This window comes from Methylobacterium sp. NMS14P (genome assembly GCF_028583545.1).
Taxonomy (GTDB): Bacteria; Pseudomonadota; Alphaproteobacteria; order Rhizobiales; family Beijerinckiaceae; genus Methylobacterium.
In genome coordinates, this window is sequence record NZ_CP087106.1 from 3032122 (window position 1) to 3044899 (window position 12778).

Annotated in this window: 11 protein-coding genes; 5 read left to right on the top strand and 6 right to left on the bottom strand. The window is 71.7% G+C overall.

Going from position 1 to position 12778, the window contains the following annotated elements:
- Positions 1–75: 75 nt before the first annotated feature.
- Positions 76–612 carry a 3-hydroxyacyl-[acyl-carrier-protein] dehydratase FabA gene (gene fabA, locus LOK46_RS14600; protein ID WP_020092118.1) on the bottom strand — a complete coding sequence of 179 codons (537 nt, stop codon included), beginning with the start codon at positions 610–612 and terminating at the stop codon, positions 76–78.
- A gap of 215 nt (positions 613–827) precedes the next feature.
- Here fabA and irr point away from each other — a divergent pair, with 215 nt between their 5' ends.
- The gene (irr, locus tag LOK46_RS14605) at positions 828–1343 is read left to right on the top strand and encodes a Fur family transcriptional regulator Irr (RefSeq protein ID WP_273564426.1); all 516 of its coding nucleotides are present in this window, start codon (positions 828–830) and stop codon (positions 1341–1343) included.
- A 105-nt stretch (positions 1344–1448) separates the two neighbouring features.
- Here the strand turns inward: irr and LOK46_RS14610 are convergent, their stop codons facing one another.
- Complete coding sequence (locus LOK46_RS14610) at positions 1449–2012, bottom strand: SH3 domain-containing protein (RefSeq protein ID WP_273564427.1); 564 nt, start codon at positions 2010–2012, stop codon at positions 1449–1451.
- Between the two features lie 270 nt (positions 2013–2282).
- Here LOK46_RS14610 and LOK46_RS14615 point away from each other — a divergent pair, with 270 nt between their 5' ends.
- Positions 2283–3281, top strand: a complete 999-nt coding sequence (locus LOK46_RS14615; RefSeq protein WP_273564428.1) for a 2-hydroxyacid dehydrogenase — start codon at positions 2283–2285, stop codon at positions 3279–3281.
- A gap of 18 nt (positions 3282–3299) precedes the next feature.
- Here the strand turns inward: LOK46_RS14615 and LOK46_RS14620 are convergent, their stop codons facing one another.
- A complete protein-coding gene (locus LOK46_RS14620; protein ID WP_273564429.1) occupies positions 3300–3926 on the bottom strand; it encodes a Crp/Fnr family transcriptional regulator in 627 nt (208 codons plus the stop codon).
- An 87-nt stretch (positions 3927–4013) separates the two neighbouring features.
- Positions 4014–5273 (bottom strand): flavin monoamine oxidase family protein, encoded by a 1260-nt coding sequence (locus LOK46_RS14625; RefSeq protein ID WP_273564595.1) that lies wholly within the window; start codon positions 5271–5273, stop codon positions 4014–4016.
- 230 nt (positions 5274–5503) lie between these two features.
- Between LOK46_RS14625 and LOK46_RS14630 the strand changes: the two genes are divergently transcribed.
- The 3 genes from LOK46_RS14630 to LOK46_RS14640 all read left to right on the top strand — a co-directional run bounded on the left by LOK46_RS14630 (position 5504) and on the right by LOK46_RS14640 (position 10821).
- The gene (locus LOK46_RS14630) at positions 5504–6205 is read left to right on the top strand and encodes a sulfate transporter family protein (protein WP_273564430.1); all 702 of its coding nucleotides are present in this window, start codon (positions 5504–5506) and stop codon (positions 6203–6205) included.
- Positions 6206–6306: 101 nt separating this feature from the next.
- Positions 6307–7581 carry an efflux RND transporter periplasmic adaptor subunit gene (locus tag LOK46_RS14635; RefSeq protein ID WP_273564431.1) on the top strand — a complete coding sequence of 425 codons (1275 nt, stop codon included), beginning with the start codon at positions 6307–6309 and terminating at the stop codon, positions 7579–7581.
- Positions 7582–7938: 357 nt separating this feature from the next.
- Positions 7939–10821 (top strand): EAL domain-containing protein, encoded by a 2883-nt coding sequence (locus LOK46_RS14640; protein ID WP_443192889.1) that lies wholly within the window; start codon positions 7939–7941, stop codon positions 10819–10821.
- Between the two features lie 88 nt (positions 10822–10909).
- Here the strand turns inward: LOK46_RS14640 and LOK46_RS14645 are convergent, their stop codons facing one another.
- Together LOK46_RS14645 and LOK46_RS14650 are read right to left on the bottom strand one after the other, a co-directional pair.
- On the bottom strand, positions 10910–12292 hold the full coding sequence (locus LOK46_RS14645; protein ID WP_273564433.1) for a class II 3-deoxy-7-phosphoheptulonate synthase: 1383 nt from the start codon (positions 12290–12292) through the stop codon (positions 10910–10912).
- Positions 12293–12432: 140 nt separating this feature from the next.
- Positions 12433–12750 (bottom strand): RNA polymerase sigma factor region1.1 domain-containing protein, encoded by a 318-nt coding sequence (locus LOK46_RS14650; RefSeq protein ID WP_056528894.1) that lies wholly within the window; start codon positions 12748–12750, stop codon positions 12433–12435.
- Positions 12751–12778: the final 28 nt, after the last annotated feature.

Here is a 12778-nt window from a genome sequence, read left to right on the forward strand (position 1 = left end):
CGCGGACACAATCTCAACCGCCGAGAACGTCCGGCGTTGCGGCGAAGCCGCGAACCGGGCGCGCGGCGGCGCGGCTCAGCTCTGGAACAGGCCGACCCGCATGTCCTGGACCTGATAGACGCGCTCGCCGTCCGCCTCGAGCCAGCCGTCGCCGATGCCGAGCACGAGCTTGCCCTGCCGGACCCGCTTCACGTCGACGTTGTAGACGACCTTCTTGATCGTCGGCAGCACCTGGCCGGCGAGCTTCACCTCGCCCACGCCCAGGGCGCGGCCGCGGCCCGGCGAGCCGAGCCAGCCGAGATGGAAGCCCAGCATCTGCCAGAGGGCGTCGAGGCCGAGGCAGCCCGGCATCACCGGGTCGCCCTGGAAATGGCAGGGGAAGAACCAGAGGTCCGGCCGGATATCCAGCTCGGCCGTCACGTGCCCCTTGCCGTGGGCGCCGCCCTCGGTCCCGATGGACGTGATCCGGTCGAACATCAGCATCGGCGGCAGCGGCAACTGCGCGTTCCCGGATCCGAAGAGTTCGCCGCGCCCGCAGGCCAGAAGATCCTCGTAGGAATAGTGCGACCGGCGGTTCGCACCCTGCGCTTGTGTCTCGGCGTCTGGCGGCATTGCGTTGGCTGTTTCCTCGGATGTGCGCGATCTTCGCACCGCGGGCGACTATACTCGGCCCGTCGGCCGGCGCGCGAGTTAGCACGGGGCGCCGCGCCTTCAAAGCCTGCGGCCGCGGGCGCGCGGCAACGCTCGGGTTGCGACTGTCCGACCACTTCAATATACTGAGGAGACATCCGTTCCCTCAGGCCCCTCGTCGAGCGTTCAGTCCAGCAATGTCCGAACCGGTGCCATTCCAGGCCGTCTTCAACGGCCGGGTCCCCGCCCCCCAGTTGGAGGCCAACGGGACTCCGCGCCGCGGTTGCCCGCTGTCCGACCTGCGCGACCGCCTGCGTCGGGCCGGCCTCCGGCCGACGCGGCAGCGCCTGTCCCTGGGCTGGCTGCTCTTCGGTCGCGGCGACCGCCACCTGACGGCCGAGATGCTCTACGACGAGGCGATGCGCGCCAAGGTGCCGGTGTCGCTGGCGACGGTCTACAACACCCTCCACCAGTTCACCGAGGCCGGGCTCCTGCGCCAGCTCGCGCTCGACGGGTCGAAGGCCTACTTCGACACGAACCCGACCGAGCACCACCATTTCTACCTGGAGGACGAGAGCCAGGTGATCGACATGCCGGATTGCGGCATCACGGTCGATTCGCTGCCCGAGGCGCCCGAGGGCATGGAGATCGCCGGGGTCGAGGTGATCGTGCGCCTGCGCCGCACCCGCCCGGCGGGCCGCCGCCAGGGCTGAGGCCCGGGCCCGACTTTCCTCGGAAACGACGCGAGGCCCGGCATGTCCGGGCCTTCGCTTTCTGGCGGATCGAGACAACGCGGACCGCCGCGCGACCTCGGCCGGTTACTCCACGACCTCGTTCGGGTAGACGCCCCACAGGCGATTCTGGCGGATGTAGCCGTCGACGTCCCGCTTGTTCGGGAGCGCGACGATCAGGCGGCACCACGTGCCGGTGCAGCTCTTGACGCTGCCGATCACGCCGGTCTGGAGTTTGGCCTCGTCGTCGGCGCCGTCATCGGCCTTGGCCCGCAGCGACACGGCCGCCTTCTCGACACCCTTGTCGGGGCCGGCATTCACGATCGCGGTGCGGCGTCCGGACAGCAGCGAGTGCAGCACCCAGCCCTCTGTGCCCTCCGAATCGCGGATCCGGCGCCAGGTCTCGAACTCGCCCACGATCTCGACCGGGAGGCCGGCCCGCTGGAACACCCAGAGGGTCCGATGATCCTTGGAGGGGCCTTCGCGGAGGTTGACGCGATCGGTCTTCAGGCTCGCGTAGCGCGGCAGCGGCAGCTTGGTCACCGGCCCGATCCCGGCCTCGGGGCCTCCGGGCGGCGCCGCGCGGGCACCGGTCGCGAGACCGCCGGCCAGCACCGCCGCGACGGCGAGGCTGAGGCGTGACACGCGCATGGTCGTCTCCCTATCCAGACGTGGCGTTGGTGGGCGCCGGACATGTCGAAAGCGGGGCCGGTTCGACGCGCGGACCGCTCCGCATCCGATTGTGTTCCGGCCCACCTCTGGTAGAGAGGCCGATGGGTCGGAACAGGCTCCGGAACCGGCGCCCCGTGACCGATCCTGTCTGGCCGAGTTCGGTTAACGGACGCTTGCGGGACGCGGTCCGGGCGGGAGCCGCCGGGCGCGAGCCGCAATCAGGGCCGCGGGGCTGACGGGGAGAGAGACGTGTCGAAGCGCAAGCCGCTGGTGGTCGTGACGCGGCGCCTGCCGGATGCCGTCGAGACGCGGATGCGCGAGCTGTTCGACGTCCGGCTCAATTCCGAGGACGCGCCGATGGCGGCGGACGCCGTGGCGTCGGCCCTGCGCGAGGCCGACGTGCTCGTCCCCACCGTGACCGACGAGATCGATGCCGGGCTGATCGCCCAGGCCGGCCCGAATCTCCGCCTGATCGCCAATTTCGGCAACGGCGTCGATCACATCGACGTGGCGGCGGCGCTGGAGCGCGGCATCACGGTGACCAACACGCCCGGCGTGCTGACCGAGGACACCGCCGACATGACGATGGCGCTGATCCTCGCGGTGGCCCGCCGGGTCACCGAGGGCGCGCGGATCATCCCGGACGACGAGTGGACCACCGGATGGTCGCCGACCTGGATGCTGGGCCGGCGCATCACCGGCAAGCGCCTCGGCATCGTGGGCATGGGCCGGATCGGCCAGGCGCTGGCCAAGCGCGCCCGCGCCTTCGGCCTGCAGGTGCACTACCACAACCGCCGCCGGGTGCCGGCCGCCATCGAGAGCGCGCTGGACGCGACCTACTGGGAATCCCTCGACCAAATGCTGGCGCGCGTCGACATCGTGTCGGTGAACTGCCCGCACACGCCCGCGACGTACCATCTGCTCTCAGCGCGGCGCCTCAAGCTGCTCAAGCCCGAGGCGGTCGTGGTCAACACCGCCCGCGGCGAGGTGATCGACGAGAACGCCCTGGCGCGCCTGATCGAGGGCGGGGAGATCTCGGCGGCCGGCCTCGACGTGTTCGAGCAGGAGCCCGCCGTCAGCCCGCGGCTCGTCAAGCTCGCCCGCCAGGGCAAGGTCGTCCTCCTGCCCCACATGGGCTCGGCGACCTACGAGAGCCGCACCGACATGGGCGAGAAGGTCATCATCAACATCAAGACGTTCATGGACGGCCACCGGCCGCCGGACCGCATCCTGCCGAGCATGCTCTGAGCCGCGGGCGGCGGCGACTCACAGCGCGTCGCCGGTCACCGCCTTGGGCTTGGACATGCCCTGCACGCCCTGGAAGAGCCGCTCGCTCGTCAGCTTGAGGAAGTAGAACCCGAATTCCGGGTTCTGGTAGTAGAGCTGCTTCACGTCCGAGTAGGACACGCACAGCGCGTGTCCCGCCTCGACGCAGACCAGGGAGGCGGTGCGGGCGTTGCCCGGCGACAGGAGCCCCAGCTCGCCGACGATGCCGCCCTGGCGCACCTCGAGGTCGACTTCCGGGATCCGGAAGACGCCGCTCTCGATGTAGTACATCTCGTTGGCGAGATCCCCCTTGCGGAACACGACCTCGCCGATGCCGAACGGGCGTCGGGAGCCAAAGGGCCGCAGCCATTCGAGGGACAGATCGTTCTCGGCCGCCGTCTCCACGTCGCGGACGAGGCGCAGCATCTGCCAGAGCCGGTAGGCGTTGAACGGCATCTGGATCAGCTCGGTGAGCACGACCGGCATGCTGCCGATCATGATGCCGTAGGTGATCACGGCGCAGCTCGCGCAGAGCGAGATGATCCGCAGCGGAATCATCGTGCTCATGGCCGTCGCCGAGATGGTCAGCGCCGTCCCGAGATAGCCGATGCCCTCGACCCAATCCATCGCCGCCCCCTGTCGCGTTTCGGCCGGGGGATGCCCGTCTTGTCCGGCTGCGGCAAGCGCCCCGGCCGTCTCCGGGGCCTGCCCGCCTCAGCCTGTGCCCACCCGGATACGCTTCCCGGCGCCGTCCGGTACGATGGCGGACACGGCCTCGGCCGCCCGGACGCCCTCCTCGTAGGCGCCGCCGACCGTCCCCCACTGCTCCCGGGACAGGGCCTCGCCGGCGAACCAGACCGTGTCGGCGACGGCGGCGCGGAGGGCCTGCCGCGCCGGCGCGTGGCCCGGCGGGACCACGGCCCACGAGCCGCGCGACCACCGGTCGTGGCGCCACGCGCTCACTGCCGGGATCGTCAGGTCGCGCAGCCGCGCCCGGCCGAAATGCTCGGTCAGGACCGCGCGGACGTGGCGGCGCACGCCGTCCGCGCCGGACCCGGCGGCGTCGATCGCCGCGGCCTCGTGCACGTCGAGCTCGTAATAGTGGAACGGCGTGTCGTCGATGCGGGTGAGGAGGCCCGGCGGCGCGCGCCGCCCGCCGTGGATCGCCGCCAGCCGATCGCGGCCGCGGAACGGGCTCGAGGGCCAGTGCAGCACCGCGTGCTCGTAGATGCCGGTGGTGAAGCCGTCGATGGCGGCGCGGACCGCGTTCGGCAGCGGCGGCGTGAAGGCCGGCCCGTCCCGCAGCACCATCATCGGCACCGTCACGATCACCGCGCGGGCGGCGTACACGGTGCCGTCCGCGCCGGTCGCGCGGACGCGGCCGTCCGACCAGTCGATCCGCGTCACCGGGGTCGCGAGCGCCACCGGCAGGCCGTCCGCCAATCGGGCGAGGTAGCTGCCGTAGCCGTCGGCCAGGAAGTAGTTGTCGCCGTATTCCATGCTGGGGAAGTCGTGGAGCGAGACCTCCCCCAGCGGCCGGCCCGAGACGAGGCCGTGGACCTGCGCGACCCGGTCGCCCCAGGCGCCGAGCCCGGGCGGCAGGGCGCTGGCGGCCGGCCGGTCGGGGCCGGGCTGCGCCGCGCCGCGGGTCATGGCGCGGTCCGCGCGATCGAAGGCGCGCCCGTTGGCCCGGACGTCGTCGGCGCGACCCGGCCGGCCCCCGACCCAGACGTGGCTCTCCTGCGCGGCCCGGCGGAGTCGCTCGCCGCGCGCACGGCCGAGCGCCACGAGGGGGTTGATCGGTCCGGCGTGGAGCCAGTGGGCGCCGAGATCCAGGGCGTGCCCGCGCAGGGCCACCGTCACGGCGCGGCCGCCGACGCGGTCCCGCGCCTCCAGCACCGCGACGGACACGCCCCGGGCCGCCAGGGTCCGGGCCGCGCCGATGCCCGCGGCGCCCGCACCGATCACCAGCACCTCCGGCCGCTCGGGGAGCGGCGCGAGGCGCGGCCTGTAGGCGGGCCGGACGACCGGGTCGACCCACCGGCGATCGGACGCCCGGGGCGCCGTGACCTGTCCTGTCGTGTCCTGCACGCGTGCTCCCCGCACCCCGACGCCAACGCGACGGATCCCGACCTTGCACCGGCCGCCGCACCGCTCCACAACGCGCCAGCGCCGCTTCCGGCGCAGGCCGGAATTCTCGCCCGATGCTCGTCGAGTCCGCCGCGGCGGCGTTGCGCCAGACCTTCTCGCCGCCGCTGCGCGCGATCCTGTGGAAATCCCTCGGCCTGACGGTCGGGCTCCTGCTCCTGATCTGGCTCGGCCTGACCCGGCTGATCCAGGCGTTCCAGGCGAGCCATCACATCTCCGCCCAGTACCCGATCCTCGACAGCCTCGCCTACTACCTGGCGGGTTTCGGTCTGGTCGTGGCCCTCGCCTACCTGATGCCGGCGGTCTCGATCCTGGTGGCGGGCTTCTTCCTGGACGACGCGGCCGAGATCGTCGAGCGCACCGATTTCCCGAACGAGCCGCCCGGCCGCGCCATGCCGTTCGGAACCGCCATGCTCTACGCCCTGCGCTTCGCCGGCGTGACGCTGCTGGTGAACCTCGCGGCCTTGGTGATCTTCTTCGTCCCGGTGATCGGGATCGCGGCCTTCTTCGCGGCCAACGCGTACCTGCTGTCCCGCGAGTATTTCGAGATGGCGGCGGCCCGGTTCCGCTCCCTGCCCGAGGCCGCCGAGATGCGCCGCGCCTTCTCGGTCCGGACGCTCGGCGCCGGGTGCCTGCTGGCCGGCCTGATGATCGTCCCGATCCTCAACCTGCTGACGCCCCTGTTCGGGATCGCCCTGATGGTCCACCTGCACAAGCGACTCAGCCGGCGCCTGCTGGTGGCCGGGCCGGGGCGCTAGGCCGGCGCGCCGATGCGGCCAATGCACGCGCTGGCGGGCCGAGCCGCCGGCCGCTACCTTCGCGGTGACCCGGCCGTACGTCCGGGGCGGAGAGCCGATCGATGAAGGCGCACGACGCGGGCGCGGACGTCCCTCCGCCGCCCGGCAAGGCCCCGTTCCTGCTAGTCGGCCTCGCCGGACTCGGCCTGCTCGCCTGGGGTGCCTACGGCCACTGGCAGCGCGACGTGGAGGCGGCCGCGACGCTGGAGCGGATCAAGACCCTCGTGCCGCAGGTGCGCACCGTGGCGGCCGAGCGGGCCGAGGGCCTCCTCGATCTCGTGCTCCCCGGCGAGATGCAGGCCTTCACCACGGCGGCGATCGCCGCGCGCGCCACCGGCTACATCGCCGAACGCCGGGTCGATATCGGATCCCGGGTCAAGGCGGGCGACCTCCTCCTGCGCATCGCCGCGCCGGATCTCGACCAGCAACTCGCCCAGGCCGAGGCGCAGGTCGGCCAGCTCAAGGCGCAGCTGCTCCAGGCGCAAGCGCAGGTCGAGCAGGCCCGCGCCAACGTCAACCTCGCCAACCTTACCAACAATCGCACCAGCACCCTGGCCGTCCAGGGTTGGGCCTCGCGGCAGAACGCCGACAACACCCAGGCGGGCGTGCTCAGCCAGGCCGCCGCGCTCGCCGCCGCCGAGGCGGGCGTGAAGGTCGCCACCGCCAACATCAAGGCGCAGGAGGCCGCGGTCGACCGCCTGAAGGCGCTCACCGCCTTCGAGCGGGTCGTGGCGCCGTTCGACGGGGTCGTGACGGTGCGCAACGTCGATGTCGGCGATCTCGTGCGCGCCGACAACGGCGGCACGCCACTCCTGAGCATGGATCAGGACAGCCTGCTGCGCATCACCGTCAACGTGCCGCAGAAGGACGCCGTCGGCGTCAAACCCGGCGTGCGGGCCGAGATCACCGTGCCGCAGATGCCGGGGCGGCGCTTCGACGGCTTCGTGGAGCGCAGCTCCGTCGCGCTGAACGCGGCGTCGCGCACGCTGACCACGCAGGTGGATGTCCCGAACGCCGACCGGTCGCTGCGGGCCGGGCTCTACGCCTACGTCACCCTCAAAATCCCCCGGACCGAGCCCGGCGTGACGATTCCCGCCGAGGCGACGGTGTTCCGCGGCAACGACCTCAGGGTCGCCACCCTGAGCGACGACGACCGGGTGACGTGGCGGACGATCCGCGTGCGGCGCGATCTCGGGCGCACGCTGGAGCTGGAATCGGGCCTGCCGGCCGACACCCGGATCATCTACAGCCCCGCGCCGGATCTGCGCGACGGCCAGTCGGTCGAGCCGCTGACATCACCGCCCCCGCCCGGACCGCTCCGCTCGGCCCAGCGGTGATTGCCGGCTGATCCGCGCGTACGCGTCTGCGGATACGGCCCCTGGAGCGTCGGATACCGGTCGAGACGCCGGTTTCGCGATGGGGACACGAGCATCCCGCCCGCGCGGCCCGTCCGCGTCCGGTGCTGAAATGCGCGCCGGTCGAGATGAAAACGCAGGCTCGGCCGTCAGGATCTGCCCGCCGGCAGAAACGCGGTGCCGGAGATCTTCGAGATCGTCCGGTCGACCGGACGGGATCTGCCGATTGCTGCGCGCCAGTCGTGCGCGACTGGTCTGAAACCGCAAGGCTGCCGACTAATTGCCTCTTAACATGTGCCATTTATCGCTGGCCGAACGTGTGACCCAGCGACCGGTGCGATGCGAGACCCCGAGACGCCGACGGATTGCGGAGACCGAGTAGGGCGTTCTCGCGCGGCCGTGATGCTGACGGGCCGGGTCACGACGATCCGAGCCGCGGTCGGCGTCGCGTTCCTCTGTGTCGGCCTCCTCCTGGGCGCGCTCGCGCTCTCGGCGGGTCTGGCGATCGCGCAAGTCGGCGGGCTCGTTACCCGGACCTACGACGAATCCCTGACGTCGATCAGCTTCGCCCGCGCGGCGGCAGCCGACTTCGCCAAGATGCGCACGGCCCTCATCCGGCGGATGCAGTCCCGCGACGGTGCCGAGGTGGCGAAGCGGGATTCGGACATCACCGATCTCTCGGCGGTTCTGACCGAGGACCTCATCATCGCGGCCGAGCGGGCCCGGTCCGAGCGGGCGGCGCGGACGGTCGAGGCCGTCCAGGCCGGCGTGGCGTCCTGGGAGAGCCTGCGCCGCGAACTCGGCCCCGTGACGGTGCGGCCGGAGCAAACGGCGGCCCTTGAACGACAGGCCGACGCCGTCGAAGGCCAGATCGATCTCCTGATCAACGTCGTGGCCGGCGACGGATTCACCTTCCGGCAGGCGGCGCGGCAGCGCGTGCTGGGCGTGATCCGGTGGCACGCCGCCGCGGCGGCCCTCGTGATCATCGCCTGCGGGCTGATCGCCTGGCTGCTCACCCGCCGCATCGGCGGATCGGTGAGCGCGGCCGCGGAGGCGGCCGAACGGATCGCGGGCGGTCAGTTCGACGATCGGATCCCCACCGGCGGTCGCGACGGCCTGAGCAGGCTGCTGGACGCCGTCGCGGGGATGCGGTCGACCATCCGGGCGCTGACGCTGCGCGAGGTGAGCCAGCGACGGGGCGCCGAGTCGCTGGTGACGGACGCGCTGCAGACGTCGCGGGAAGGCGTGGTGGTGGTCGATGCCGAAGGCCGGATCGCCCTGGCCAACGCGCAGGCCCTGCGCTTCTTCGAAGGCCTCGACGCCGCCATCGAGGCCGGTCTGTCCCCGACGCGGCGTGCGGACGCGCCGCGGGACCCGCGCTGGAAGGTCCTGGAGGATTGCTTCCAGGCCCTGGCCCGGGACGGCGACATTCGATTGGCCGACGGCCGCTGGCTGCGGGTGAGCCGCAGCGCCACCCGGCAGGGCGGTTTCATCGCGGTGTGCAGCGACATCAGCGTGCTCAAGGAGCAGGAGCACCGCCTGACGCAGACCAACCTGCGCCTCGACGCGGCCCTCGACACCATGTCCCAGGGGCTCTGCCTCTACGACGCGCAGAGCCGGCTGATGGTGGTCAACCGGCGCTACAGCGAGATCTACGGCCTGCCGCCCGGCGCGGTCGTGCCCGGCATGACGGCGCTCGATGTCCTGAGCGCCAGCCTCGCGGCCGGCAACCATCCCGGCTGCGATCTCGAGGCCCTGCTGCGGCAGCAGCGGGACGCCTTCAGCAACGGCGCCTGGCAGACGCATTTCCAGGAACTGAGCAACGGCCGCATCGTCGCCATCGACCGGCGCGAGGCCGCCGATGGCGGCTTCGTCGCCACCTACGAGGACGTCACCGAGCGCCGCCGGGCCGAGGCCCGCATCGCCTTCATGGCGCATCACGACATGCTGACCGGCCTGCCCAACCGGGTGGCGGTGGGTCAGCAGATTGACGTGGCCGCGGCGCAGGCCGGGCGCGACCAGGGCTTCGCGGTCTTCGCCATCGACCTCGACGATTTCCGGCCGGTCAACGAGACCTTGGGCCACGGGATCGGCGACGAGCTGCTCGTCGCGGTCGCCAACCGGCTCACCGCCTGCGTGCGCGAAATCGACTGCGTCGCCCGCCTGGGGGCCGACGAGTTCATCGTGGTTCAGCGCGGCGTCGACCGGCCCGAGGATGCCGCCGTCCTCGCGCGCCGCATCATCGAGGTCGTCGCCGCGCCCTACAGCCTCACCCACCACACGATCAGCGTCGGGCTCACCATAGGCATCACCCTCGCGCCGAGCGACGGGTCGGACGCGGACAAGCTGCTGAAGAACGCCGAGGTCGCCCTCGATCGGGGCAAGGCCGAGGCGCGCGGGGCGTTCCGCTTCTTCGAGCCGGCCATGGATGCCCGCCTCATGGCCCGGCGGATCATGGAGCGCGACCTGCGCGACGCCCTCGCCCGGGAGGCGTTCGAGGTCTACTACCAGCCGATCTACAGCCTCGAGACGGACCGGATCTGCGGCTTCGAGGCGCTGCTGCGCTGGAACCACCCGGTCCGCGGCTTCGTCTCGCCGGCCGAGTTCATCCCGATCGCCGAGGAACTCGGGCTCATCGTGCCGCTCGGCGAGTGGGTTCTGCGAAGGGCCTGCGAGGAGGCCGCCCGCTGGCCGGACGAACTCAAGGTCGCCGTCAACGTCTCGGCGGTGCAGTTCACCTCGGCGAGCCTCGTCACCGCCGTGCGCGAGGCGCTGCGGCGCACCGGCTTGCCGGGCCGGCGTCTGGAACTGGAGATCACCGAGACGGTGCTGGTGGCCAATCCCGGAGCCACGACGGCGATCCTGCACAGCCTGCGCGCGCTCGGCGTGCGCGTGGCGATGGACGATTTCGGCACCGGCTACTCGTCGCTCAGCTACCTGCGCTCGTTCCCGTTCGACAAGATCAAGATCGACCAGTCCTTCGTGCGCGACCTGTGCGTGAAGGACGGGACCGACTTCATCGTGCGGGCGGTGATCGGCCTCGGCGCCAGCCTCGGCATGACGACGACCGCCGAGGGCGTCGAGACGGAGGCGCAGCTCGCGCACCTGCGCGCCGAGGGCTGCGACGAGGTCCAGGGCTACCTGTTCAGCCGCGCCGTCCCCGTGTCGGAGGTCGCCTCGGTCATCCGTCGCTGGAACGGCGCGCTCCGGGCGATCGCCTGAACGCCGCGGCGTCCGGCGGTGCGCGCCGCCCCCGCGCAGGGGCAGCGCGCGTCGATAGCCGGTCGGATGCCCAGTCCGGAGATCGGCCCTACTCGGCGGCGTCGAGGCGCGGACGCTCCACGTGGCTGCGCTCGGCCTTCACCAGCTCGGCCGTGCGGAACGCCACCTCCAGCGCCTGCTCCGCGTTGAGGCGCGGGTCGCAGTAGGTGTGGTAGCGGTCCTGCAGGTCGTCGGCCGTCAGCGCCCGGGCGCCGCCCGTGCACTCGGTCACGTCCTTGCCGGTCATCTCCAGGTGGATGCCGCCCGCGAAGGTGCCCTCGGCCCGGTGGACGCCGAAGAAGCCCTCGATCTCCTGCATGACCCGCTCGAACGGCCGGGTCTTGTAGCGGCCGGCCGGGATCGTGTTGCCGTGCATCGGATCGCAGATCCACACGACCGAGCGGCCTTCACGCTCGACCGCCCGGATCAGCGCCGGCAGGTGGTCGCCGACCTTGTCGGCGCCGAAGCGGCAGATCAGGCTGAGGCGCCCCGGCTCGTTCTCCGGGTTGAGCAGGTCGATGAGCCGGATCAGGCCGTCCGCCTTCATGGACGGGCCGCACTTCAGGCCGATCGGGTTCTTGATGCCGCGGGCGTACTCGATGTGGGCGTGGTCCGGCTGCCGGGTCCGGTCGCCGATCCACAGCATGTGGCCGGAGGTCGCGTACCAGTCGCCGGTCGTCGAATCGACGCGGGTCAGCGCCTCCTCGTAGCCGAGCAGCAGGGCCTCGTGGCTGGTGTAGAAGTCGGTGGTCCGCACCTCCGGATGGGTCTCCGGGTTGATGCCGATCGCCCGCATGAAGTCGAGCGCGTCGGTCATACGGCCGGCCACGTCCTGGTAGCGCGAGGATTGCGGCGAGTCCTTCACGAAGCCCAACATCCAGCGATGCGCGTTCTCGAGGTTCGCGTAGCCGCCGGTGGCGAAGGCGCGCAGCAGGTTCAGCGTCGCGGCCGACTGCCGGTAGGCCTCGAGCTGCCGGCGGGGATCGGGAACCCGCGCCTCTTCCGAGAAGCCGATGCCGTTGACGATGTCGCCGCGGTAGCTGGGCAGGCTCACGCCGTCGAGGGTCTCGGTCGGCGACGAGCGCGGCTTGGCGAACTGTCCGGCGATGCGCCCGACCTTCACCACCGGCGAGCCGCCCGCGAAGGTCAGCACCATCGCCATCTGCAGGAACACCCGGAAGAAGTCGCGGATGTTGTCGGCGGAGTGCTCGTCGAAGCTCTCCGCGCAGTCGCCACCCTGGAGCAGGAAGGCCTGGCCCGCGGCGACGCGCGCGAGCGACGCCTTCAGCTTGCGGGCCTCACCGGCAAAAACGAGCGGCGGAAAGCTCGCGATCTGCGACTCGACGGCACCCAGGGCGGTGGCGTCCGGATAGGCCGGGACCTGCTCGATCGGCAGATGCCTCCAGCTCTTCGGTGTCCAACGCTCGCCCATGACCTCTCTCCGCGCACCCCTTCGTGCGATCGCGCCCTACGCGCGAAGCGCGGCTTATAGAGAGGTTCCCGCGGACATGCGAGTGCCGCGCGACGGGGGGCAGGCGCGTCCCGAAGTCAGGTCTCGCGCCAAGTTTCGCGTCAGGCCTCGCCGTCCTCGACCTCGATCCCGTGCTCGGCCAGGATCCAGAAGATCGCCTCCAGATCCTCGGCTGAGACGTCCCGGGGCGGCAGCGCCTCCTCCAAGTCGTCGTAGGTCAGGTTGCGGCTGCGCTGCGCCTCCGCCTTGGCGAGGAGGCGGTCGATCGCCTGCCGGATGTCCGGCGAGAGGGCCTCGTGGCTCGGCGGCCGGTGGAAGGCCGGCCGCAGGGCGTCCTCCAGCAGGCCGTCGATGATTGCCTGCCGCCGCGCGTGCGCGTCGTCCTCGCGTCGTCCCTTGCCGGTGCCCTGCTTGCCCATGCCCCTGATATGGCTCGGTCAAGCACCG

Excerpts from the sequence above, each read along its gene's own strand:
- fabA (WP_020092118.1), bottom strand. The coding sequence starts at position 612 with ATGCCGCCAGACGCCGAGACACAAGCGCAGGGTGCGAACCGCCGGTCG.
- irr (WP_273564426.1), top strand. The coding sequence starts at position 828 with ATGTCCGAACCGGTGCCATTCCAGGCCGTCTTCAACGGCCGGGTCCCC.
- LOK46_RS14610 (WP_273564427.1), bottom strand. The coding sequence starts at position 2,012 with ATGCGCGTGTCACGCCTCAGCCTCGCCGTCGCGGCGGTGCTGGCCGGC.
- LOK46_RS14620 (WP_273564429.1), bottom strand. The coding sequence starts at position 3,926 with ATGGATTGGGTCGAGGGCATCGGCTATCTCGGGACGGCGCTGACCATC.
- LOK46_RS14630 (WP_273564430.1), top strand. The coding sequence starts at position 5,504 with ATGCTCGTCGAGTCCGCCGCGGCGGCGTTGCGCCAGACCTTCTCGCCG.
- LOK46_RS14635 (WP_273564431.1), top strand. The coding sequence starts at position 6,307 with ATGAAGGCGCACGACGCGGGCGCGGACGTCCCTCCGCCGCCCGGCAAG.
- LOK46_RS14640 (WP_443192889.1), top strand. The coding sequence starts at position 7,939 with ATGCGAGACCCCGAGACGCCGACGGATTGCGGAGACCGAGTAGGGCGT.
- LOK46_RS14645 (WP_273564433.1), bottom strand. The coding sequence starts at position 12,292 with ATGGGCGAGCGTTGGACACCGAAGAGCTGGAGGCATCTGCCGATCGAG.
- LOK46_RS14650 (WP_056528894.1), bottom strand. The coding sequence starts at position 12,750 with ATGGGCAAGCAGGGCACCGGCAAGGGACGACGCGAGGACGACGCGCAC.